The sequence below is a fragment of the Burkholderia sp. WSM2232 genome (genome assembly GCF_000472545.1).
In the GTDB taxonomy this organism is placed as follows: domain Bacteria; phylum Pseudomonadota; class Gammaproteobacteria; order Burkholderiales; family Burkholderiaceae; genus Paraburkholderia.
Map to the genome: position 1 here is coordinate 22124 of NZ_AWZV01000035.1, position 23375 is coordinate 45498.

The following is a 23375-nucleotide window of genomic DNA, read 5'->3' on the forward strand; positions in this document are numbered from 1 at the left end:
GCCGGGGAATACCCGAATACGGCTTGATTGGCGTCCGTCATAAAGACGTGATACAACTCGTACTTCGCGCTCGATCTCGGGTTGAGAAACAGCGGGTGCGAATGCAATACACAACATTTACTGGATCAAAAATGGCAACAGGTACTGTGAAGTGGTTTAACGATGCAAAGGGCTTTGGCTTCATCACGCCGGACGACGGCGGCGAAGACCTCTTTGCACACTTTTCGGAAGTTCAAGGCAGCGGCTTCAAGTCCCTGCAGGAAAACCAAAAGGTGTCGTTCGAAGTGAAGCAAGGCCCGAAGGGCAAGCAAGCTGCGAACATCACGCCGGCCTAAGTACCCACGGTACGACGAGGTAGGCTGACGCAAGCCTGAGCGCTCGCGTCCAATACAAAAATGGCCCGCTTTTGCGGGCCATTTTCTTTTTCCCGCTGCCTGATTTTTGAGCGCAGACAATTTAAATCGCGCGCATCCGCGACAACGCAAATTGCGCAGATCTGGGCGGGTTTTCATCGAACTGTTGTGTGCGCAACACAGACTCCGAAATTTCGAAGACGGAAACCGCCTCCTTCAATTGCTGCGTCTGTTGATGCAGCGAAGCCGCCGCTGCTGCCGCTTCCTCAACGAGCGCCGCGTTTTGCTGCGTCATCTCGTCCATCTGCACCACGGCCTGGTTGACCTGCTCGATGCCGGTACTCTGCTCGAGCGACGAGGCGCTGATCTCCGCCATCATCTGCGTGACGCGCGAAATGGACGCGGACACGTTGCTCATTGCCTCGCCTGCGTGCTCGACCAGCGCCGAACCACCCTGAATCTCTGCAACCGACTCGCTGATCAGCGTCTTGATTTCCTTCGCCGACTGCGCGCTGCGCTGCGCCAAACCGCGCACTTCGCCGGCCACGACCGCAAAACCGCGACCCTGCTCGCCCGCACGCGCCGCCTCCACGGCCGCATTCAGCGCGAGGATGTTGGTCTGGAACGCGATACCGTCGATCACCGAAATGATCTCCGCGATCTTGTCCGAACTCTGCGCAATGCCGCGCATCTTGTCGACCACCTTATCCACCACTTCGCTGCCGCGCGACGTCGCTTCGAGCGCGGTCTCGGCGAGTGCATTGGCCTCGCGCGCGTGGTCGGCATTCTGACGCACCGTGGCGGTGAGTTCCTCCATGCTGGATGCTGTTTCTTCAAGCGATGCCGCCTGATTCTCCGTCCGCGCGGAAAGATCGGCGTTGCCTGTTGCGATTTCATCGGCGCCCAGATGAATCGAGTCGGCGGATTCGCGCACGGTCTGCACCGTGCGGGCGACACTGGCCTGCATCTTCGCGAGGCCCGAGAAAAGCCGGCCGATTTCGTTGGTGCCGCGCGCGGCGATAGGCTGATCGAGACGCCCTTGCGCAATGCGCTCGAAGTGGCGGCCGACCTCTTCCAGCGGCGCGACCACACCGCGGCGCAAGGCAAGATGAACCGCAAAGGTCCCGCCGACAAGCGCCACCAGAATCGCAATGCTGACGACGCGGAACGCCGCCATCCGGGTGTCGATCGAGTCCAGCGACGCGCGGCTCGCCGCGCTGCCGAACTGCGTGAAGTTGTGCAGCTCGCTCAGATAAGCGTCCTGGAACGACTGCGTCGGCTGGTCGAGAAACGCCTGGATATTGTTCGCGTCGAGAAACTGGGCCAGCTCGGTAAGCGCGCCGTGCAGCTTTTTGTAGCGCTCGCCGAGCGCCGCCGCGCGGGCGCTGTTCTCGTCGCTGGTTTTCGGTACGTTCGCGAAGGCGTTGAACGACTGGTCGGCGGCCGCGAGCTGCTCGCGGGCATGCTGGACGATGTCGGTCGGCTCGGCGCCGCCGCGCACCATACGCGTACCGGCGCGCGACAGGTTGATGCGCGCGTCCATCAGATGCTGCGTGGTTTCGTTGACCGCGTTCACCTGCTTGAGCGCTATGTTCGAAAGATCGCCAACGTCGTCATGGGTGCGCGTCAACGACCAGAACCCCAACCCCACCGTGACAAGCTGAAAAATGCAGAACGCGGCCAGAACACACAACAGGCCGGATGCGACCTTTATCTTGCTGAACATCGTGAACACCTGAATGCAAAGAATTACGGAAGCTACGTCAGGGTTAACGGCAGCACGCCTGCTTGCTGAAGGTCAAATTCGTCAAAGTTCGCCTTACGTTGCGTTTACGTTGCACTTACGTCGGCCAACGTCTGAAATTTCGTCATTCGTCCCGGCAACGCCGCGCAGATATTTCCGATTCACCTTGACGGCGTGCGTGGGCGCTTCCTAGAGTGGGTAGGGACCGACGCGCGCAAGCTCGCGCGCGCTGCCACCGCGGGCCTTCCTCGAAGGAATCACAATGACTGATCTACTCGACCGGGCGCGCGGCGCATTGCACGCTCAGCCGTTCAGCATGCTGCTAGGCGCCGAGCTGATGTACACCGGCACCGGCGAACTCGCGCTGAGCCTGCCGATTCGCGACGAACTGAGGCAGCAGCACGGCTTCGTGCACGGCGGCGTGATCAGCTATCTGGCCGACAACGCGCTGACCTTTGCCGGCGCGCTCTCGCTCGGGCCGAAGGTTGTGACGGGGGAATACAAGATCAACTACCTGCGGCCGGCGGTGAACGGCACGCTGATCGCACGGGCGGAGGTGGTGTATGCAGGCCGCCACCAGGCGACCTGCCAGTGCAATATCTTCGTGATGGACGGCAACCGCGAGAAACTGGTCGCGGTGGCGCAAGGCACCGTCAACCGGATCGGCGAGAACGGCGAGCAGGAACCGGCCAGTTGACGGAAATTGCCGCGCGTGGGCACTCCTACGGCCTGAAGCACGAGCGCCTGCGCGCCGCCAAAGAACGGCTTACTCGGCCGCGTAGGTTTTCTGCGTTTGCTCGCCGAGACCCTCGATGCCCAGGCGAATGGTCTGCCCTGGCTTCAGATACACCGGATTCGGCTTCACACCCATGCCCACGCCAGGCGGCGTGCCGGTGGAAATGACATCGCCCGGTTGCAGGCTCATGCACTGCGACACATACGAAACCAGCTTGGCGACGCCGAACACCATCGTCTTCGTATTGCCGTTCTGGTAGCGGTGACCGTCCACTTCGAGCCACAGGCTCAGATTCTGCGGATCGGCGACTTCGTCGCGCGTAACCATCCACGGGCCGATGGGACCGAAGGTGTCGAAGCCCTTGCCTTTGTCCCACGTGCCGCCGCGTTCGATCTGCCATTCGCGCTCCGACACGTCGTTGATCACGCAATAGCCGGCTACGTAATCGAGCGCGTTCGCCTCGTCGACGTACTTGGCAGGCTTGCCGATCACGACGCCGAGTTCAACTTCCCAATCGGTCTTCTTCGAGCCGCGCGGAATTTCCACGTCGTCGTTGGGACCGGAAATCGCGCTCGTCCACTTGTTGAAGATCACCGGTTCGGCGGGCACGGGCAGATTCGATTCGGCTGCGTGGTCCGCGTAGTTCAGGCCGATGCAGATGAACTTGCCGATCTTGCCCACGCACGGGCCCATACGCGGATTGCCTTCCACGACCGGCAGCGTTGCCGGGTCGAGCGCGCGCAGCTTGGCGAGGCCCGCGTCGGTCAACGCCGCGCCGTCGATGTCGGCAACCACGCCTGACAGGTCGCGAATCTTGCCTTGCGCGTCGAGCAAGCCTGGCTTTTCCTGGCCTTTCGGCCCGTAACGAAGCAGTTTCATCGTTGCACTTTCCTCTGGGTTTCAGTGGTGTTCGGTTAATACATCAGCGTGCGCACTCATGCGGCCGCATTTTTCAGTTCGACCAGCCGCCGTCGATCACATGTGCGTAACCCGTCGTGAACGACGACTCGTCCGACGCGAGATACAGCGCAAGCGCGGCAATCTCTTCCGGTTTGCCGATGCGGCCCATCGGCTGGCGCGCGACAAACGCCGCCTGCACCGCTTCGAGCGACGCGCCTTGCGCCGCGGCCTGCTGCGCGATCCGCTGCTCAAGCGACGGCGACGACACCGTGCCGGGGCAGATCGCATTACAGCGTATACCACGCGTGATGAAATCCGCGGCGACCGACTTGGTGAGCCCGATCACCGCCGCTTTCGAAGCGCTATACGCGAAGCGGTTGGGCACGCCCTTCACGCTCGAAGCCGCCGACGACATATTGATGATCGATCCGCCGCCGCGCTCGAGCATGGCGGGCAGGAACGCGCGGATCATCCGGTACATTGCCTTCACGTTCAGGTCGAACGCGAAGTCCCAGTCTTCCTCGCTGCACTCGAGAATCGAGCCTGCATGGACGAAGCCCGCGCAGTTGAACAGCACGTCGATGGTGCCCACTTCGGCGGCCAGTGCCTTGATCGCGTCGCCGTCGAGCACGTCGAGCTTGCGTGCCTCGACCGGCTTGCCGGCGAGCCCCTCGATGCGGATGTCGGTTGCAATCACGCGTGCGCCTTCGCGGGCGAACGCTTCGGCGGTCGCAAGGCCGATACCTTGTCCCGCCGCGGTGATCAATGCTGTCTTGCCGGCCAGTCTTTGTGTCATCTACGACTCCAGTTGAGTGGGCTTAAGCTGTGTTCGCGACGCTTTTGCTCGCGACGTCACAGTCGATAAAACGCAGCGGCGTTGCCGCCGAAAACCGCTTCGCGCTCGCCCTCGCCGAGCGACGCAAGCAGCGTGTTCGCCACCGAATGCCACAGCAGATAATCGCCGTTCAGTTCGAGCACCGGCCAGTCGCTGCCCCACATGAGCCGCGCCGGGCCGAAGGTGGCCAGCAGATGCTCGACGTAGGGCCGCAGCGTTTCCTCGGTCCAGCCCGGCGAAGCCTCGGTCGCGAGGCCCGACAGCTTGCAATGCACGTGCGGCAACTGGGCGAGCCGCGCAATCGCATCGGCCCAGCTTTGCCAGCCGGCCTGACCGTAACGGATAGGCGGCTTCGCGCCGTGATCCACCACGATGCGCAGCGCCGGGAAGCGGCGCGCGAACGTCTCCACGTGTTCGACGTGCCGCGCGTAGATCAGCGCGTCGAACGCGAGGTCGTGGGCGATCAGCGCTTCAACGGCCGGCGCGAGATCCGGATTGGCGATCCAGGTATCGTCGGGCAGGTCTTGCAGCATGGGCCGCACGCCCTTGAACTTCGGCTCGTGGGCGAGCGCGCCGATCAGGGCCGGCGCGGTTGGCAACAGCAGCGGCACCCAGCCGACCACGCCGGCAATAGACGGCTCGTCGCGCGCAATGTCGAGCAGATAACGCGTTTCGTCGATGGTCGGGGCCGCCTGCACGACCACCGTTTTCCCGATGCCCGCTCGCTCCCGCAACGGTTTGAGGTCGGCCGGCCCGAACGGCCTGTACAGAATCTCCAGCTCCGGCGTGAGCCACCCGTAATCGCCGCGGGTTGGGTCCCAGTAGTGCTGGTGAGCGTCGATATGCATCGTCAGATCAGTCCTCTGGCGCGGGCGCGCGGGCGTCGAGCAGGCCCGCTTCGCGCAGCGCGGACCACAAGGCCGCTGGGATGGGCAACTCGAACGACGCCGCGTTCTCGCGCAATTCGTCGGCACTGCGCGCGCCGGTCAGCACGGTGGCGACCGCCGGATGCGCATACGGAAACTGCAAGGCCGCGGCCGCGAGCGGCACGCCGTGGTCGCGGCATACTGCCTCGAGCCGCGCAACGCGCTCGATCACTTCGCGCGGCGCCTCGCCGTAGTTGAATTTCAGATCGCCTTCGACGCCGCGCGCCAGAATGCCCGAGTTGAACGCGCCGCCTAACAGGATGCTGACGCCGCGCTTCTCGCATGCCGGCAAGAGGTCGTCGAGAGTGGTCTGCTCGAGGAGCGTATAACGCCCGGCGAGCAACGCGCAATCGATATCGAACTCGGCCATCGCCTCGAGTATTACCGCGCCTTCGTTCACGCCAAGTCCCACTGCCTTAACCGCGCCTGCCGAGCGCAATTCGTCGAGCGCGCGAAAACCGCCGCCTTGCGTCAGTTGCCGCCAGTAGTGGGAATTCATCTCGCCGTGCGTCACACGGCCAATGTCGTGCACCAGCAGAATGTCGATGTCGATAATGCCGAGACGCTGCTGGCTGTCTTGGAACGAACGGAGAATACCGTCGTGCGTGTAGTCGTAGACGGCCTCGAAGGGCAGCGGGTTCTGCCAGCCCTCCTTGCCCTCGTAAGGTGTCGTGCGCGGCACGAAGCGGCGGCCGACTTTAGTCGACAGAACATATTCGCTGCGCGGATAGCGCCGCAATGCGTTGCCCAGCCGATGCTCCGCCTTGGTGTTGCCGTAATGCGGCGCGGTGTCGAAATAGCGCACGCCCGCGTCCCATGCGGCAGCGACGGTTGCCTGCGCATCTTCGTCCGACAGATCGCGATACAGGCCGCCGAGCGGCGCGGTGCCGAGGCTCAATCCCGTCACTTGCAGCGTGCCGCGGCCAACGCCGCGGCGCTGCCGGACCTTTGAACCGTTCGTTGCGGTCATTTAACGCGTCTCCTGTAGAACGTTCTTTGTATCACACCGACAGCCAGCGCTCACTGCAATTCATCATTGCTGCTGCATAGCCATCACACGGCGCGGCGCGCCCGCGCTCGACGGCAGGCAGCCGGGCCCGACTGGCTCGAACGTCTTATAGGTGAGGATGAATTCCTGGTGTCCCAGCATTTCGGATTTCGACGCGGCGCCTTGCGACACGGCCAGCGTCTGCTCGAACACCTCGCGGCCCACTTCGTCGAGCGTGCCGCGGCCTTCGAGAATGCGGCCCGCGTCGACATCCATGTCGCCCGAAAGATTGCGATACGTGGCCGGATTCGCGCAGATCTTGATGACCGGCGAGATGGCCGAGCCGACCACCGAACCGCGCCCGGTGGTGAACAGAATCACATGCGCGCCGCAAGCAATCAGCTCGCCGATCTCCGCATTGTCGCTAATGTTCGGAAAGCCGAAGCGCGGCTCGCCGTCCGGCACGACGTCGAGCAGATACAGGCCGCCGGTCGGCGGAATGTCGCCCGGTTTGACGATGCCCGCAATCGGCGAGGCACCGCTTTTCGCATACGCGCCGAGCGACTTTTCTTCCTGTGTGGTGAGGCCGCCGTCCGCGTTGCCGACCGCAAAACTGCCGTGGCCGAGAATCGAGTAATAACGCGCTGCCTTGGCGACACACTCGACGATCGCGTCGCCGAGTTCCGGCCGCGCCGCGCGCGTCTTCATATGAAACTCACAGCCGACGAGTTCGCCGGTCTCCTCGAAAATGCAGGTCGCGCCCGCGTCGATCAGATGATCGAACGCGCGGCCCACGGCCGGATTCGCGGTAATGCCGCTGGTGCCGTCCGAACCGCCGCAAATCGTGCCGACCACCAGTTCGCTCAACGCCATCGGCACTTTCTGTTGCACGGCGAGTTGCGCGCGCGCGCCGCGCACCCAGTCCACGCCATACTGAATCGTACTGCGCGTGCCGCCCTTCTCCTGGATGGTGAGCACTTCGACAGGGCGGCCGCTCGCACGCACGGCGTCGACGAGATAGTGCTTGTTCATGCTCTCGCATCCCAACGAGACAAACAGCACCGCGCCGACGTTCGGATGCGTGGCGAGCCGCTCGAGCATTTTCTCGGCGTATTCGTTCGGATAGCAGCCCGGAAAGCCGATCAGATGGACCGGCGGGACGGGCGGCTCGTGCGCGGCTTGCGCGTCGCCGAATGCGTCGAGCGGCTCGCGAAACTGCGTGACGATTTCGCGCGCCACGTGATGCGCGCACTCGACCAGATACGCGACCGCGACCACATTGCGGATGCCCTTGCGGCCGTCGCTACGAAGGTAGCCCTGCAGCATCGGCGGTTGCGCAGAGGCGCTTGCTACGGATGTCTCAGCCATGATCGTTCCCGCGCGGCGCAAGGCCGCGTCGTTATGCGCAAATCAGTGATGTACGAATTGATGACCCGCGTCGTGCGTGTACGTCGGCAGGTAATCGCTTTCCAGGTTGTGCGTATGCAGATGCTCGCCGCGCCGCACGTCTTCGGTGACGTGACCGATCACGGCGCCGTAGCGCAGCACCTTGTCGTCTTTCGCGAGATCGCGGCGCGCCAGCTTGTGGCCCAGTTCGATGGTCCGCGCGAGTGTGACGCGCTCGCCTTCGATCTCGATGTGCGTGCCGGCATCCAGCCGCGCCCCGGCAATGAGGCAGTTGTCGTCCGGACTGAGCAGGATCAGTCGCGGATCGGTTTCTTGTGTGCGGCTCGTCAAATGGTTTCTCCGTGAGGCGGTTGGGTTGGCCTTGCTTCAGTTCTGACCTTCGCCGCTTGCGAGGCGAGCCACCATCAGCGAGCCGAGAATGATCGCGCCGTAAATCGCCTGAATCCAGAACGAGGGCACCTGGGCGAGCGTCAGCAGGTTCTGCACGACGCCGAGCAGCAGCACGCCGGAGAGCGCACCGATCATCGTGCCCTTGCCGCCGTCGAGCGAAATGCCGCCGATCACCGCCGCCGCGAATACCGTGAAGATCATGCCGTTGCCCTGATTCGCGTTGATTGCGCCGACGTAGCCGGTCACGATCAGCCCGCCCACCGAGGCGAGCACGCTGCCAAGAACGAACACGCCCCACGTGATGCGCTCGACGCGAATGCCGGCCGCGCGTGCCGCCTCCGGATTGCCGCCGATGGCGTACAACGCGCGGCCCAGACGGTGATAGCGCAACATGAACGCGGCAATCGCGAAGGCCGCTGCGGCGAGCCACACCGACAACGGCAAGCCGAGCACGATGGTGGTCGCAAGCGAGAAGAACGACGGCGGCATGTCAAACAGCGTGCCGCCCTTGGTCGCGCCGACCAGCATGCCGCGCAGCACGATCAGCATGGCGAGCGTGACGATGAACGCGTTCAGCCGTAAGCGCACCACCAGAAAGCCGTTGATCACGCCGATCGCCGCGCCGACTGCGAGAATGGCCAGCAAGCCTGCTGCCGCGGGCCATTGCGTGCCGAACCCTGCGGACGCCGCCGGCATCACGAGCATCGCGCCGACAGCGGGCGCTATGCCGACTGTCGATTCCAGCGATAAATCGAACTTGCCCGTCAGCACGATCAGCGACTCGGCGAGCACCACCAGCGCGAGCGCCGCCGAAGCGCCGAGCACGCTGATCAGATTCGCTCGCGTGAGAAAGCTCGGGCTCACGAATGCGCCGATCACGATCAGCAGTACGAGCGCCGGCAACAACGCGAGCTCACGCAGGCGCGCAAGCTGCGCGCGACCGCGTTTGCCGCGCGGCGCGGGCGCGGGCCCCGGTGCATGGAGCGGACCCTGACCCTGCGCCGCGCTGAACGCGGGACTCGGCAGACTATTCTTCATGGAGACTCACTCCTTCAACAGATGCAATCAGATCCTGGTCCTGCCAGCCCGCGGGAAATTCAGCCGCAATGCGGCCACGAAACATGACGAGTACCCGGTCACAGGTGCGCAGATCGTCGAGCTCGCCCGACACGACGAGCACAGCCTTGCCTTCTTCGCGCACGCGCTCCACGACGGAGAGCAGCGCCTCTTTCGACTTCACGTCCACCCCCGCCGTCGGGTCGATCAGCACGAGCACGTTCGGGTTGGTGGCGAGCGCGCGCGCCATCACGACCTTCTGCTGATTGCCGCCCGACAGACCGGCGACAACGTGCTCCGGTCCTTGCGCGACGATGCCGAGCGCTTCGATCATCTTCTGGCCGAAGGCGTTTTTCCTCGCCGGGGTCGCGATGCCGAACTTGCCGAAGAGCCGCGCAATCGTCATCGACGCGTTCTCGGCAATGGATTGCGTCAACACGAGTCCTTCGTGATGGCGATCTTTCGGCACGCAGCCGACACCGTGCGCGAGCGCCGCAGGCACATCGCCGGGCGGCAGCGTCGCGCCGTCCACGCTGATCGTGCCGCGCTTCGCCGCGCGCAGACCGGCAATCGCTTCGGCTACGCTCGTGCGGCCGCTGCTCGTCGCGCCCGTCAGACCGACCACTTCGCCGCGGCGCACATGGAACGACACGTCTTCGTAATCGGCGCCGCTCAACTGATCCACTTGCAGCGCGGTCGCGGTGCTCGCGGGCAAAGGCTCCCGCGCCGCCGCGTCTGCGACCAGCAGGCCGCCGCGTTCGCCGGTCATCGCTTCGATCAGCTGCTCGCGAGGCAACGCGGAAACGGGCGCGCTCACGATATGCCGCGCATCGCGCAGGACCGTGACTGCCTGACAGATCTCATACACCTCTTGCAAATGATGCGAGATGAACAGAAACGTCACGCCTTCGCGCTGCAATTCCTCGATACGCCGGAACAGACGCTTGATTTCGTCGCCGTCGAGCTGCGCGGTGGGCTCGTCGAGAATGATGAAGCGCGCGCCGTAGGACAACGCGCGCGCAATCTCGACAAGCTGCCGTGCTTCGACGCTCAGGTCGCCGGCGCGCGCGTCTTCGCGCACGTCGATCTTCCAGTGGTCGAGCAAGGCGCGCGCGTCGCGGCGCATGGTTCGCCAGTCGATCACGCCGCCGCGCGACGGCTGCCGGTTCATGAACAGATTCTCCGCAACGGAGAGCTCGCGAATGATCGTCGAATGTTGATAGACGCAGGCCACGCGCTCGCGCCACGCATCGCGGTCCGCAAGTGGCGGCGCGCTCTCGCCGTTAAAGCGCACTTCGCCGGTATCGGGCTTGCGCAGGCCGGTCAGGATCGACACGAGCGTCGACTTGCCCGCGCCGTTACGCCCGACCAGCGCATGTGACTCGCCGGGCAGCACGCGAATGCTCACGTCGTTCAGCGCCGCCGTCGAGCCATAGCGTTTGGTGACGCTCAATGCTTCGACCACCGAAGCATTGAGCGCGGATGACGTGAGCTCGCTCATTGGGCCGCTCATTTGACCGTGTTGCCCCACAGCGCCTTGTCGTCGACATTCGACTTCGTCACGAGCGGCGCGGGCAACTGGTCTTCGAGAATGCCCGGCGCCAGCTGGATGATGGTGCTGCCGTGATCGGTCGGGCCCGGCTTGAAGGTCTGCCCCGCCAACGCCGCCTTGATGTAGTACAGGCCGTACTTCGCGTACGAATCGGCAGGCTGGGACACGGTGGCGTCGATGTCGCCGCGGCGGATCGCGTCGAACTCCTGCGGAATGCCGTCGTTGCTGACGATCACAACGTGCTTCGCGTCGCCGGCCGGAAACAGCATCTGCTTGCGGCGCAGCGTTTGCAGCGTCGGCGACAGATACACGCCGCCTGCCTGCATGTAGATGGCCTTCACGTCGGGATTTGCGGTCAGCAGGCTATCCAGGCCGGTGGCCGCCACATCGCCCTTCCAGCTCGCCGGGATTTCCAGCAACTTCAGACCGGGATAGCCCTTCAGGCACGAGCGGAATGCTTCGGAGCGGTCGCGTCCGTTCACCGAGCCGAGGTCGCCCATGATCTGCACGACCTTGCCCGACTTCACATGCTCGCCAATGTATTTGCACGCTTTCTCGCCATAGGCGTGGTTGTCCGCGCGCACGACCATCGCGATCTTGCCCTGAGTCGGCGCGACGTCGACGGCGACTACCGGCACGTTGCGCGCGGTCGCGGCGTCGAGCGCGCGGCTGATCGCGGCCGAATCGAGAGGTCCGACCACGATGCCCTTCGCGCCGAGGTTCAGCAAATTGTTCATGTCGGTGATCTGCTGCACCGGATCGCCGTTCGAATTGACCGGCGCGAGGATGTCAATGCCCATCTCCTTCGCGTACTTCGGCAGATAGTTGTTGTACGACTGCCAGAACGGCGAGGTCAGCAGCGGCAGGCCGAGGCCGACCTTGCCCGCCTCCGCGGCCTGCGCAGCGCCCCCCAATGCAAAGCCGACGACGCATGCGGCCGCGGCCGCCGTGGCAAGCGACCGACTAAACGAACTGCGGAAGGAACGGCGAAACGACTGGCGAGCCGGCTGCGGCTCTTTCGCGAACGACATGGGCTGTCTCCTGATATGCGTTGTTGAACTGCGTGGCCGGCGATGTAAGCCGGCACTTCGTCCTGCGCTTTGTTATGGGCATTGGCGGGCAATGGCGTGCATTCATTCACCAATGAATATATTATTCATATACGGACTTCTCGAAGTCAAGGAATGTGCACTGCATCAAGGGTCCGTATTTTCCCTGGACGCATCGGCTCGCACGGAAACAGCTACCGCACTTACACTCAAGCGCCGGCTATTGAGAACAGCTCACGGAATTTCCCCACGATGGACGCAGACGACAAAGACGATGCCGACCGTTATCGCGCGCCCGCGCTCGACAAAGGCCTCGACATTCTCGAATTGCTCGCCGAGCAGAAAGAGGGACTCACGCGCGCCGAGATCACGAAGCTGCTCGGGCGCAATGCCAGCGAGATGTACCGCATGCTCGAACGTCTGGTCGCGCGGCAGTATGTGGTGCGCTCCAAGGGCGGCGACCGTTATTCGCTGAGCCTGAAGCTGTACGCGCTGGCCCATCGTCACCCGCCGATGAACCGGCTCATCTCCGAAGCGTTGCCGCTCATGCAGCGTTTCGCCGATGCCGCCGAGCAATCGTGTCACCTGGCCGTGTACGACCGCGGCAATCTGCTCGTCATCGCCCAGGTGGACGGGCCGGGCACCTGGGGTATGTCGGTGCGTCTCGGCTCGCGGGTCGGTCTGATCGATACGGGCTCCGGGCGCGTGATGCTTGCATTCCAGACGGTCGAACAGCGCGCGCAGATGCTCGCCGAGCACACCAAGGTCAAAGGCGAAGTGACTATCGACCGCGAGGCGCTCGAAGCAGCGTGCGAGCGGATTCGGGCGGCCGGCTTTTCGCAGAAGGACAGCCAGCAGACGTTCGGCGTGACCGACGTCACCTTCCCCGTGCTCGGCCCATCCGGCCAGGCGATCGCGGCGCTCACCTGCCCGTACCTCAGGCGTATCGACGAATATGTCGCGCCCACGCTGGCAGCCGCGACTGCGCTGCTGCGCGAGACAGTGCAGGCGCTTTCAATGTTTCGCGAGCCGGCGCTTTGAGCGGCACATGAGCGGCGCATAACCGGCATATAACCGGCACGTTAGCGGTCTGCCAGTCGCGAGTGTCGCGTGATTGCACCTTGAGCGCGGAAAACGCGGCATCAAACTCCGGTTTCGAAGCGGGCAGCGCGCCCACATGGTTTAGAATGGCGGCCCTCTCAAAAAACGACGCCGCGTGAAGTCATTCGTGCGCGCCCATCGAATAGCAATGGCGAAACTTCTGACCGACTCCGAATTCCAGCGTTTTTCCGAACTCCAGCAGAAGCAGTCGAGCTTCACGATCACACCGGAAGAAGCCGACGAACTGCGCGACATCGTCGCTCATGCGCAAAAACGCCGCGACGACCGCGCGGCGGCCATGCAAAGCATCGAGACTTTCATCCAACAATTCGACATCAGCCCGGACGAGCTGTTTTCACCCGAGCAGATCGGCGAAGCCGCTCGCACCTATGGTCTGATTCCGGCCGCGAAGAAGGAGCGCGTGCTGCCGCCGTCGTTCACGTTCAATGGCAAGCCGTACCAGTGGACCACGCGCGCGCTGCCTGACGACATTCGCGTGCCGTTGTTCGATGCGTTCAAGGCTGGACAGTCGGTGAAATCGTTCATCGCAACGCCGAAGGATGCGAATCGTTGCGCAGCCACCATTGCGCGGCTCGAGCGCGAGACCGGCGCCGTGTATGCGGATGCGTGGCTCGAGGAACTGGCCGTGACGCGTGCACAGGTGGACGAGGCAGCGGCCAGGTTGGCGGGCTAACTGCAGGCTGCGCTGCCTGCGCGGGCTACGCGGCTAGCGGCGCTGGTCCACGTCTTCGTCCAGCGCCATCCGGAAACCCACCACCCCCGGGTCTTCCGTTGGCGTGATCGTGAAGCCGCTCGCTTTGGCGAGCGCGATCATAGCGGTGTTCTCCCGCAGCGCCTCGCCGACGAGCCAGTGCGTGCCGCGCGCCCGCGCATAGCGGATGATGCGGTCCGTCAGCAGCCGCCCGAGCCGCCGGCCTTTCTGGTCCGAGCGAATGGCCACCGCGAACTCTGCCGTTTCGTTGTCGGGATCGGCAACCGCGCGCACCACGCCGAGGGTGCGCGGCACACCCTCTTCGCTCTGCACGGTCGCAATCAGCGCCATTTCGCGGTCATAGTCGATCTGCGTCATGCGCGCGAGCTGCGAGTGATCGAAGCTGCCCACGGCGCCGAAAAACCTCAGCCGCAAATCCTCCGGCGTCATCGCTTCGACGAAATCGTGGTGCGCCGCCTCGTCTTCCGGACGTATCGGCCGCACCGTGATGCGCAGACCCTGCCAGTCGAGCGTCTCCTCGAAGCAACGCGGATACGGCACAATCGCCAGCCGGCTGCGCGTCCGCGCAATGGCGAGCGTGGGATCGACTACCGTCACGTGATCGCGGTACACGCGTAGCGTAAGCCTCAGACCGACGATTTCGCCGACATCGCAAACGGCCTGTGACAGCGCAGTCAATGCAGCGAGCGCGGGCTCCGGCGCAACGAGGCGCGCATACGGCGAACGCGTGACGATGTCGCGAGCGAGCGTCGGGTTCAACGGCGGCAAGCCGTAGATGCGCAGCGGCTCGCCAACGCCGTCGGCCGAGGGCGCCGTGAAGCGGAACACCGGGCCGAAGTTGTCGTCGTCATGAAGCTCGACCGCGATGTCGACCACCGGCTTGTGCAGCGAGTCTGCATCGCTCTCGGCGCAGTCTCCCGGATCGCCTGCGGGCGCCTCGGCCTTGACGTCCGCTTTGGGATGCGCCGCCTCGATCTGTAGCCCGAAACGTCCCAGTAAGGCTGCCGCGGCTTCGCCCGTAAGTTGGCGCTCACCTGCCGCGAGCGCGGCACGCGCCTCTGTCTGCGCGGCGTCAATGGCGTCAGGCACTTCGGCCGGCAGGCCGTCGGGCGTCTGCATCAGCAGTTCGCGTCCCATCCGGTAGTCGACAAGACGCGCGAACGCGCGGGCGAGCCGCTGGGGCGTCGTGTGAACCGGAATGCCTTGCGCATGCAGCGCGTCGCGCGTCGCCGCATCGACGCCGCCGAAAAAGCATGCGAGCAGACCACGATACGCGAAGCGCTGATTCGCAATGAGCGCTTGCGCAACCTCGCCGACCGGCGCGCCGTGCGTCGACGCGTGCACGACGAAAGCCGTGCCGGTGCCGCGATGTTCGGCCAGCAGTTTCAGCGCGGTGCCGAAATGCTCGGGACGCGCGTCGTCGCCGAGTTGCAACGGGTTGCCGCCCACCGCGCGCGGCAGCGCCTCGCGCAGCGCCTGCGATGCTTCCTGCGGCCACGGCGCGAGCGTCTCGCCCGCCGCTGCAAAGGCGTCGCGCGCCAACGTGGCGAGGCCGCGGTCGCTCGTGATGAGCGTAGCCGTCGCGCCGGCGGCGACGCGGCCCACGCCGAGCGTTTCGATTTCGTCGAGCAGATCGTCGAGCGCGTCCACCCGCACCATGCCCGCGCGCCGGAACGCAGCGGTGTAAAGCGCGTCTGCCGGATCGGCGCGCCCAGAGCGCAGCGCCAGCACCGGCTTGTTGCGCGCCGCCGCGCGTGCCGCCGACATGAATTTGCGCGCCGCGCGCACGCTGTCGAGCTCCAGCAGAATCGCGCGCGTGCCGGGGTCGCTCGCCAGATAGTCGAGCACGTCGCCCGCGTCCACGTCTGCCTCTGCGCCCAATGCCACTGCGTGCGAGAACCCGAGGCCGCGCGCCTGCGCCCAGCCCAGCACCGCATTGGTCAGCGCGTTCGACTGTGACACCCAGGCGACGCCGCCCGCCTTCACCGTGCAGGACGGCGCGCCGAGCTGCGCGCGCAGCGCCGGCGTGACGACGCCCAGACTGCCCGGCCCGACGATTCGCAACAGATGCGGCCGCGCCGCCGCAAGCGCATGCCGCAACGCGAGCCGGTCGTCGTCGGAGCGCGCTTCGCCGATGATGATGGCCGCGCGCGTTCCCAAACCGCCCAGCTTGTGAATGATCGAGGGCCAGCTTGCGGGCGGCGTGCATATCAGCGCGACGGTGGGCGCTTGCGGCAAGTCGCCCGTGTCGCCGATCACAGCGTGGCCGCCAAGCGTTTCGTACTTGGGATTGACGGGCCACAGCGGGCCCTCGAAGCCGCCTTCCAGCAAGCGCGTCCACACCATCGCGCCGGTGCTGCCGGGCCGCTCTGAAGCGCCGATCACAGCGACGGATCTGGGTCGGAACAACGCGTCGAGATTGCGAACGGTCACAGGCACTCCGCGAATAAAGGGCGCGCCGCTCGGTTGTCGGCGCGCGCGTCTTCGTCAGGATAGGCGAAGTGACGCAAACGCGCGGCGCTTCCGGAATATCCTGCTGACATGACTGTGGAGGAGCCGGCGGACGGCAGCCTCGCCCAGTTCCTGGACGTGCAAGTAAGCGGCCCGCCCGGCTACTGGCTCGACGTCGGGTCGCAGCACGCCGGGATCAAGTACGTGGCGGGTTTTGCTGACCGGCTGCGGGAGGAAGTACTGGAAATGCTGACGAGGCGCAAACCGTCGGAGCCGGCAATGCGGCGGCAGCAATCCGCAATGAAAAAGCCGCGTGTGCATGACTGCACTACGCGGCTTTGTCTTGTTGCAAGCGCGCCTGCGGCGTGCGGGCTCCGTGCCGGTTACATCGCCTTCTTGAACGGCGCGCCGGAGTGCTCGCGCAACTCGTTGAAGACAATTTTCGGCCACGCCTTTTGCGCGACCTCGATCTCCGACACGTGCGACGCGAGGTACGTCGGCGCGTCCGATGCGTCGAGCGCAATTCGCGCGGCGTATGAATCCGTGAAGCGGCGCAATTCTGCCGGGTCGTCGCAGGTTACCCAGCGCGACATGCGGTAACGCGCCGGCGCCATGCGCACGTCGACCTTGTACTCGGTCGAAAGACGGTGCGACACCACTTCGAACTGCAGTTGGCCGACCGCGCCGAGAATCATCAAACCGCCCACTTCCGGACGGAACACCTGAATCGCGCCTTCTTCGCCGAGTTGCTTCAATGCTTCGCCGAGTTGCTTGGCGCGCATGGGGTCGACCACTTCGACCGTCTGGAAAATTTCCGGCGCGAAAAACGGCAGACCGACGAATTGCAGCGCTTCGCCTTCGGTCAGCGTGTCGCCGAGACTCAGCGTGCCGTGATTCGGAATCCCGATAATGTCGCCCGGATACGCCTCGCTCACCGTCTCGCGCCGCTGGGACAGAAACGTCACGACGTTATTGGCGCGGAAGGTCTTGTTCGAACGCGTCACCTTCACCGCCATGCCACGCTCGAAACGGCCCGAGCAGACGCGAATGAACGCCACGCGGTCGCGGTGCGCCAGGTCCATGTTCGCCTGAACCTTGAAGACGACGCCGGTAAACTTCGGCTCGTCGGGCATCACCGGACGCTGCACGGTCATGCGCATCGACGGCGGCGGCGCCAGATCCACGAGCGCGTCGAGAATTTCCTTCACGCCGAAGTTGTTGATCGCGGAGCCGAACAGCACCGGCGACTGCTGGCCGGCGAGAAACTGCTCGCGGTCGAAGTCAGGCGTGGCGCCGGTAATCAGGTCGATTTCTTCCTTGGCCTTGACCCAGGCGTGGCCGAAGCGGCGTTCGCCTTCTTCGTCGCTCAAAGCCTGCAACGTTTCCACTTCGCCGCCTGCCTTGTCCTGGCCGGCGCGGAACAGGCGCACCTGGTCGCGCTGAATGTCGTAGACGCCCTGGAAATCCTTGCCCATGCCGATCGGCCACGTGAACGGCACCGCCGCGACGCCCAGGTGTTGCTCGATCTCGTCGAGCAGTTCGAGCGGCTCGCGCACTTCGCGGTCGAGCTTGTTGATGAAGGTGACGATGGGCGTCTTGCGGCTGCGGCAGACTTCGAGCAGCTTCAGCGTCTGCGCTTCGACACCGTTCGCGCCGTCGATCACCATCACGGCGGCATCCACCGCCGTCAGCACGCGGTAGGTGTCTTCGGAGAAGTCTTCGTGGCCCGGCGTGTCGAGCAGATTGATGACCGCATCGCCGTACTCGAACTGCATCACCGAACTCGCAACGGAAATGCCGCGCTGCTTTTCGATTTCCATCCAGTCGGACGTCGCGTAGCGATTGCTCTTGCGGCCCTTCACGGTGCCGGCGATCTGGATCGCGCCCGAGAACAGCAGCAGCTTTTCGGTCAGCGTGGTTTTACCCGCGTCCGGGTGGGAAATGACCGCGAACGTGCGGCGGCGTTTGAGTTCGGAGACTGACATCGGGTCTGGCGGTCACAGATAGGGGTTCGGCGGTCCGGAAGCGAATGGCCTCCGGGCTGCCGCGCGTGGCGCGGCGGCGTCGAGCTGCGCGACTCGGGTCGGGAACCCGCATCACAATGGCAACCGGGCCGCGTCGGAAAACAGGTCGGGAACGAGCGTTCGACAATACGGATAATCGCCAGCGCAGAACAGCGCAGGGAACGAATGATACACGCCGGGAGCGCGGACGTGGGAAAGCCGCCGACGCGGGGGCGGCGCACCTAAGGCTCTGCCGTGGCGTGAAATGCGATGACGGGTGGTGGCATCCAGCGCCTGGCACTGCCTCGCGAAGAGTTTTGATACTGGATACGAGGCGAACTCAACTCCGGATTTCTCCACACGGGCACAAAGACGCAGGGGCCGGGCAAGCGCGACGCATGCAAAGGTGAGCGTTTTCGGGACTCGGCGCGTCAAATGTGTGTAGCACAGCGAAAGGTGAGCACGGCCGAGGCGCTTCTCGCACCTGCACGACGCCGTGGTCCGCTGCGGGCGCATGTCTTGAAGCGATGACTTGCGCGTCGGCGAGCCCTGTCCGATTCTTCGTACAGCCTGGGAATGCCCGCCAGCAAAGGCTGGCGCGGCTGAGCGGCGCATTGGTGAGACGCATAGACTCTGATGGGCTCACCACACTTGGGGTGCGGGCAGCGTCGAAGCCAGGTTCACCGAAGCAAACTGGGACGTCGACGCAACGACGCTTCGCTTTTAGGCAATCAGTGCCGACTGCTTCGAAAGGTGAGCGTTTTCGGGAACTGCTGAGCGGTGCGAAAAGAACCGCTCACAGCATCACCGTTTATGAGCTTCCCGTGACGCGGCGCGCAAGTGCAAGCGCATGCGTACGAAGGCGCACCGCCCCACCCTACGCTTCAATCAGAAAACGATCGCGATTCTTGCCGGCAAGCCAGGCCGGCGAGCGGCCACGGCCGCTCCAGGTCTCGCCGGTTTTAGGATTGCGATACTTGGCGACCGCGGCGCCTTTACGCGCCGCCGGGCGAGTTTTCGCAAAACCGAGTTCCTCGGCGGTTAGATCGTATTCGGCAATCTTCTGCCTGATGTCGGCGATCGCCTGCGCGATCTCCTTTTCGCGGGCCGCCGCCACCTCTTTGTGAAGCTTTTCCAACTGAGCGGTCAACTGCTTGTATGAGGCCATGACAGATGCTCCGAATGATTGTGGCGAACCGAACTGCGGACGCTACCAGACAAATAAAACGCCGGATAGACAGCCTGTCAAAGTGCGACGCCTGAAAGAACAGCAGCGAGGCCGACGACACGCGCGCATTCAATCGTCGATTGCATCGTACACGCGGCGCTCGAAGTCGACTGCCATGGGAAACGGCTCGATTGAGCGGCGCTGGATCAGCATGAGTCCGATCACATCTTCCACCGGATCGGCAAACCAGCTTGTGCCGAAGGCACCGGGCCAGCCGAACGAGCCTACCGAGCGATAGCCCTGCGGCAACTGCTGCGCCGGGTCGTCGACGATGGAGAGGCCCAGGCCGAACCCCTGTCCCGCCCACATCACATGACCGAAAGCCGGCAGGCGCCGCTGGTCACGCGTCAGGAAGTTCGAGCGCATCAAATCGACCGAGCGATGCGACAGCAGGCGCGTGTCCCCGACGCGTCCCCGCCGCAACAGCAGCTGCGCGAACTGCAGGTAGTCCTCTGCAGTGGAAACGAGCCCGCCGCCGCCGCTCTGAAAACGCGCCGGATTCGCCCAACGGCTCGACGACGCGTGATCCTCCACCACGCGCCGCCGCGTGCCGGCATCCACGCCATACGCCGTGGCTAGCCGCGCGAGCTGCGGCTCGGGCACCCAGAATGCGGCGTCGCGCATGCCGAGCGGCTCGAAGATCCGCGTGCGGAAAAATTCGCCCAACGACATGCCGGACACTCTCGTGATCAGCGCGCCCAGCACGTCGGTGGCAATGCCGTAGTGCCAGCGCGAGCCAGGCTGAAACATCAACGGCAATTCGGCGATGCGCGCGAGCCAGGCGTCAACATCGCCGTGCGAGTCAAGGCCGTTGAAAGCGGCCGCGTACGCTTGCGCGAGCGGCCCCGTCGCGGTGAAGTGATAAGCGAAGCCGGCGCGGTGCGTGAGCAGGTCGAGCACGGTGAGCGGCGTTCGCACCGCATCGGTTTCGTCGAGCGGGCCGCCGGGGTCGCGCAACACGCGCGGTGCGGCGAGCTCCGGCAGCCACTGCGCGATCGGCGTGTCGAGCGCGAGCCGGTCTTCCTCCACCAGCATCAGGATGGCGGCGCTCGTCACCGGCTTGGTCATCGACGCAATGCGAAACAGCGTGTCACGCTCCATCGGCAACTGCCCCGCCTCGTCGCGCAGGCCGAGCGCCTCGAAGTAGCCGGTTGCGCCGCGCCGCCACACGAGCGCCACCACGCCGGACACATCGCCCCGCTGCACGTAGTCCTGCAAAGTCCTCGTCAGGGCCGCGAGCCGGGCCGATGAAAATCCCGCTACTTGCATGTCGATGCGTGTCCCGGCGTGGCGTAGTCGATGGAAGTGATAAAGCAGTGGCCCCCGCCCGCGTCAGTCTTTCTGCCTCTCTTCAAGAGCCGCCAGCGCCGCATTCAAACGCTTGATGCGATTGACCTGCGTCGGCATACGAACCGCACCGGAAACGGAATCGATTCGATTGCGCCAATACGACAGCGGTATACGGTCTTCAGCTGAAATGTGCGAAATGACGTGTTCGAGATGTTGGATGTCTTTTTCGAGTTGGTGGTGATTCATTCTTTTCCCCGGAATACTCGTTGACTTAATTCGAAACGCAACCTGTTGCACTGGTCGTGCCGTTCTTACCCGACGGTTTTTTCGATCGGAAAGTTCTTCCCGCTTCTGCCGGCGGCCTCGGCTATCCGGCAAAAGCTGCTGATCGCATGCGCTACCGAACCTGTGAAAAAAGAATACTGCTGCGGGATTTCACGTTCCGTTGCCTGGCGCACCGACTTCACTCCAGTGCGGAAAAATACCGTGACTTTTTATCGCTGTCGATCCGTTTGGAATAAATCGCGTAACATCGCTCTAATATGCAATTCGCATAGTCGTGCTATTCGCCGTCAGAGCGCATTAGACGCACATATTTATGACGCTGCTGCACTTATCGGAATTGCGGCTGTCGGCGCCAATGATGAGGCGCATAGGGCGCGAGTCGAGTCGAAATTCCCGTCGAAGCCGCGATTAAAACCGAAAGCGGGCGCTTTGCCGTCGAAAAGACAGCGGCTGTCGGGGCGGCGCGCAGGACGCAGCGCGCCGGCTGACTCATTTGGCCCGGCAGGCGTAGATCAGGCTAAGCGTGCCGTTGCTCGTGGAGCGGCGCACCGTGTCGAATGCGCCGCCGCAGCTTGCGGCGGCCTGCTGCGCGCAGGAGTCGGAACCTGCGGGACATTCGACGAGCGTAGTCGGACGGCCATCCGACAGAAAGAGCGGCGCGCTGCTGCCGCAGCCGGCCAGCGTGACGCAGCCCGCGACCACCAGCATGGCGTAGGCACGGCGCGCAAGCAAAGAGAAGCTCCGGTTCATGTGAAACCCCGATCACGTCTTGTTTTTCGATCACGCGATTGTGCCACGCGACTCTTACACTGCGTGCCCCCGCGGCAGAGCGGGTTCGCTCAAACCTCGATGCCGTGCGCCGCGATCTTCTTGTAGAGCGTCGCCCGCCCCATGCCGATTTGCGCGGCGGTCTCGATCACACGGCCGCCGTTCGCGCGCAGCGCATCGCTCAAGAAGCGTTTTTCGAACGCCGCCATTGCGTCGCTCCAAGACAGCGGCTGCGCGGCTGTATCGGTGGCAGCGGCCGCCGGCGGCTTGCCGCCCGACGCGGGAAGCTGCGCGCCGAGCCCGCCGCTCGCCTGCCCCGAACCGATGAAGGGCGCGAGCGCGCGCGCGTCGATGCGCTCGCTGTCCGACAGCATGACGGCGCGCTCCAGCGTATTGCGCAATTCCCGCACGTTGCCGGGCCACGCATAGGAGCACAGCAGGCGCAATGCGTCGTCCTGCAATTCGTAGTGGCTGCCACTGCGTGTCTGACTCGACAGATCCTCGAGCATGGCATACGCAAGCGCCTCGATGTCGGACGCGCGCTCGCGCAACGGGGGCGCGTGGAGGGTCAGCACGTTCAGGCGGTAGAACAGATCCGCGCGAAAGCGTCCCGCCGCGACGAGCGCGGGCAGATCCGCCGAAGTCGCGGCGATGATCCGCACATCCGCGCGCACGATCCGGTTCGAGCCGAGCGGCTCGAACTCCTTGTCCTGCAACACGCGCAACAGCTTGCCCTGCAAAGGCAACGGCATATCGCCGATCTCGTCGAGAAAGAGCGTGCCGCCGTTCGCCAGTTCGAACTTGCCGACGCGCCCCTTGCGGTCCGCGCCCGTGTACGCGCCAGGCGCAGCGCCGAAGAACTCGACTTCCAGCAGCGTGTCCGGAATCGCCGCCACGTTCACCGTTACGAGCGGCTGGTTCGCGCGTGCCGAGCCGCCGTGAATCGCGTGCGCGAGCAGTTCTTTGCCCGTGCCGGTTTCGCCGAGCAGAAGCACCGGCGATTCCAGCTGTGCGGCGCGGCGCGCCTGGCGCTTCACCTCCAGGCTCGCCGCGCTGGTGCCGACAAAGCTGCCGAACGTGTATTTGGCCCGCCGGGCCTGCGCGAGCGACTGACGCGTCGCGATCAATTCTTCCTGCACGCGTGAGTAATGCGAAAAGAGCGGCGTGAGCGCCTTCAGTTCGTCGAACAGCGCGAAACCGACTGCGCCGACCGTCTCGCCGGAATCGTCCTTCAATGGCAGTCGCGTGACGACGAGTGGCTCTCGGTCCGTCTCCAGAATGTCGAGCAGGATCGGCTTGCCGGTCTTCACGACCTCGCGCATCAGGCTGTTGGGAATGACCGCTTCGCAGTCGCGGCCGATGGCCTGCTGCGGGTCGGCAAAACCAAAGCGCGCCGCGTAGCGCTTGTTGATCCAGACGACGCGCGCTTCGGCGTCGACAATAAAGGTGCCTTCGCTGAAGTTTTCGAAAGTGCGAAAAAGCGAGTCCATTGCGCGGCGGAGCACGTCGCTATAGGTGGCGGGAAGTCCCGCCCAGTCGTTCATCATCTTGTCGCTGTCTCCGTCTATCGTTCTACTTGC

22 protein-coding genes are annotated in these 23375 nt (G+C 64.4%); 5 read left to right on the forward strand and 17 right to left on the reverse strand.

Annotated elements, in window-relative coordinates:
- Nucleotides 1-131 precede the first annotated feature (131 nt).
- The gene (locus F757_RS0125950; RefSeq protein WP_006047528.1) at nt 132-335 is read left to right on the forward strand and encodes a cold-shock protein; all 204 of its coding nucleotides are present in this window, start codon (nt 132-134) and stop codon (nt 333-335) included.
- A 121-nt stretch (nt 336-456) separates the two neighbouring features.
- Here F757_RS0125950 and F757_RS0125955 read toward each other — a convergent pair whose 3' ends face one another.
- Complete coding sequence (locus F757_RS0125955; protein ID WP_027213931.1) at nt 457-2079, reverse strand: methyl-accepting chemotaxis protein; 1623 nt, start codon at nt 2077-2079, stop codon at nt 457-459.
- 280 nt (nt 2080-2359) lie between these two features.
- On the opposite strand from F757_RS0125955, the gene F757_RS0125960 reads away from it, so the two are divergent.
- Nucleotides 2360-2794: a PaaI family thioesterase gene (locus F757_RS0125960; protein WP_027213932.1), complete on the forward strand. Its 435-nt coding sequence runs from the start codon at nt 2360-2362 to the stop codon at nt 2792-2794.
- Between the two features lie 69 nt (nt 2795-2863).
- Here the strand turns inward: F757_RS0125960 and F757_RS0125965 are convergent, their stop codons facing one another.
- The 9 genes from F757_RS0125965 to F757_RS0126005 all read right to left on the reverse strand — a co-directional run bounded on the left by F757_RS0125965 (nt 2864) and on the right by F757_RS0126005 (nt 11918).
- The gene (locus F757_RS0125965; protein WP_027213933.1) at nt 2864-3712 is read right to left on the reverse strand and encodes an ureidoglycolate lyase; all 849 of its coding nucleotides are present in this window, start codon (nt 3710-3712) and stop codon (nt 2864-2866) included.
- 73 nt (nt 3713-3785) lie between these two features.
- Nucleotides 3786-4529 carry an SDR family oxidoreductase gene (locus F757_RS0125970; protein WP_027213934.1) on the reverse strand — a complete coding sequence of 248 codons (744 nt, stop codon included), beginning with the start codon at nt 4527-4529 and terminating at the stop codon, nt 3786-3788.
- Nucleotides 4530-4585: 56 nt separating this feature from the next.
- Complete coding sequence (locus F757_RS0125975) at nt 4586-5416, reverse strand: amidohydrolase family protein (RefSeq protein WP_027213935.1); 831 nt, start codon at nt 5414-5416, stop codon at nt 4586-4588.
- A gap of 7 nt (nt 5417-5423) precedes the next feature.
- Nucleotides 5424-6464: an aldo/keto reductase gene (locus F757_RS0125980; RefSeq protein WP_027213936.1), complete on the reverse strand. Its 1041-nt coding sequence runs from the start codon at nt 6462-6464 to the stop codon at nt 5424-5426.
- Nucleotides 6465-6527: 63 nt separating this feature from the next.
- Nucleotides 6528-7850, reverse strand: a complete 1323-nt coding sequence (locus tag F757_RS0125985; protein ID WP_027213937.1) for a UxaA family hydrolase — start codon at nt 7848-7850, stop codon at nt 6528-6530.
- Nucleotides 7851-7892: 42 nt separating this feature from the next.
- Nucleotides 7893-8219 carry a UxaA family hydrolase gene (locus F757_RS0125990; RefSeq protein WP_027213938.1) on the reverse strand — a complete coding sequence of 109 codons (327 nt, stop codon included), beginning with the start codon at nt 8217-8219 and terminating at the stop codon, nt 7893-7895.
- Between the two features lie 36 nt (nt 8220-8255).
- Nucleotides 8256-9317 (reverse strand): ABC transporter permease, encoded by a 1062-nt coding sequence (locus F757_RS0125995; RefSeq protein WP_027213939.1) that lies wholly within the window; start codon nt 9315-9317, stop codon nt 8256-8258.
- Nucleotides 9307-10836 carry a sugar ABC transporter ATP-binding protein gene (locus F757_RS0126000; RefSeq protein ID WP_027213940.1) on the reverse strand — a complete coding sequence of 510 codons (1530 nt, stop codon included), beginning with the start codon at nt 10834-10836 and terminating at the stop codon, nt 9307-9309. The genes F757_RS0125995 and F757_RS0126000 overlap by 11 nt, the downstream gene beginning before the upstream one ends.
- An 8-nt stretch (nt 10837-10844) precedes the next feature.
- Nucleotides 10845-11918, reverse strand: coding sequence for a sugar ABC transporter substrate-binding protein (locus F757_RS0126005; RefSeq protein WP_027213941.1), 1074 nt, complete (start codon nt 11916-11918; stop codon nt 10845-10847).
- Nucleotides 11919-12188: 270 nt separating this feature from the next.
- Between F757_RS0126005 and F757_RS0126010 the strand changes: the two genes are divergently transcribed.
- On the forward strand, nt 12189-12977 hold the full coding sequence (locus F757_RS0126010; RefSeq protein ID WP_027213942.1) for an IclR family transcriptional regulator: 789 nt from the start codon (nt 12189-12191) through the stop codon (nt 12975-12977).
- 208 nt (nt 12978-13185) lie between these two features.
- Nucleotides 13186-13731, forward strand: coding sequence for a hypothetical protein (locus F757_RS0126015; RefSeq protein WP_027213943.1), 546 nt, complete (start codon nt 13186-13188; stop codon nt 13729-13731).
- Nucleotides 13732-13764: 33 nt separating this feature from the next.
- Here the strand turns inward: F757_RS0126015 and F757_RS0126020 are convergent, their stop codons facing one another.
- From F757_RS0126020 to F757_RS0126040, 5 genes are all read right to left on the reverse strand, one after another.
- Nucleotides 13765-16203, reverse strand: coding sequence for a bifunctional acetate--CoA ligase family protein/GNAT family N-acetyltransferase (locus F757_RS0126020; protein WP_027213944.1), 2439 nt, complete (start codon nt 16201-16203; stop codon nt 13765-13767).
- 401 nt (nt 16204-16604) lie between these two features.
- Nucleotides 16605-18206 carry a peptide chain release factor 3 gene (locus F757_RS0126025; protein ID WP_013342125.1) on the reverse strand — a complete coding sequence of 534 codons (1602 nt, stop codon included), beginning with the start codon at nt 18204-18206 and terminating at the stop codon, nt 16605-16607.
- Between the two features lie 895 nt (nt 18207-19101).
- The gene (locus F757_RS0126030; RefSeq protein WP_027213945.1) at nt 19102-19392 is read right to left on the reverse strand and encodes an H-NS histone family protein; all 291 of its coding nucleotides are present in this window, start codon (nt 19390-19392) and stop codon (nt 19102-19104) included.
- A gap of 129 nt (nt 19393-19521) precedes the next feature.
- Nucleotides 19522-20721 carry a serine hydrolase domain-containing protein gene (locus F757_RS0126035; RefSeq protein WP_027213946.1) on the reverse strand — a complete coding sequence of 400 codons (1200 nt, stop codon included), beginning with the start codon at nt 20719-20721 and terminating at the stop codon, nt 19522-19524.
- A gap of 63 nt (nt 20722-20784) precedes the next feature.
- Nucleotides 20785-20988 carry a hypothetical protein gene (locus F757_RS0126040; protein ID WP_013342132.1) on the reverse strand — a complete coding sequence of 68 codons (204 nt, stop codon included), beginning with the start codon at nt 20986-20988 and terminating at the stop codon, nt 20785-20787.
- Nucleotides 20989-21044: 56 nt separating this feature from the next.
- On the opposite strand from F757_RS0126040, the gene F757_RS35920 reads away from it, so the two are divergent.
- Nucleotides 21045-21263 (forward strand): hypothetical protein, encoded by a 219-nt coding sequence (locus F757_RS35920; protein ID WP_156923735.1) that lies wholly within the window; start codon nt 21045-21047, stop codon nt 21261-21263.
- Between the two features lie 253 nt (nt 21264-21516).
- Here F757_RS35920 and F757_RS0126045 read toward each other — a convergent pair whose 3' ends face one another.
- A complete protein-coding gene (locus F757_RS0126045; protein ID WP_027213947.1) occupies nt 21517-21777 on the reverse strand; it encodes a hypothetical protein in 261 nt (86 codons plus the stop codon).
- 89 nt (nt 21778-21866) lie between these two features.
- Nucleotides 21867-23342 carry a sigma-54 interaction domain-containing protein gene (locus tag F757_RS0126050; protein WP_027213948.1) on the reverse strand — a complete coding sequence of 492 codons (1476 nt, stop codon included), beginning with the start codon at nt 23340-23342 and terminating at the stop codon, nt 21867-21869.
- Nucleotides 23343-23375: the final 33 nt, after the last annotated feature.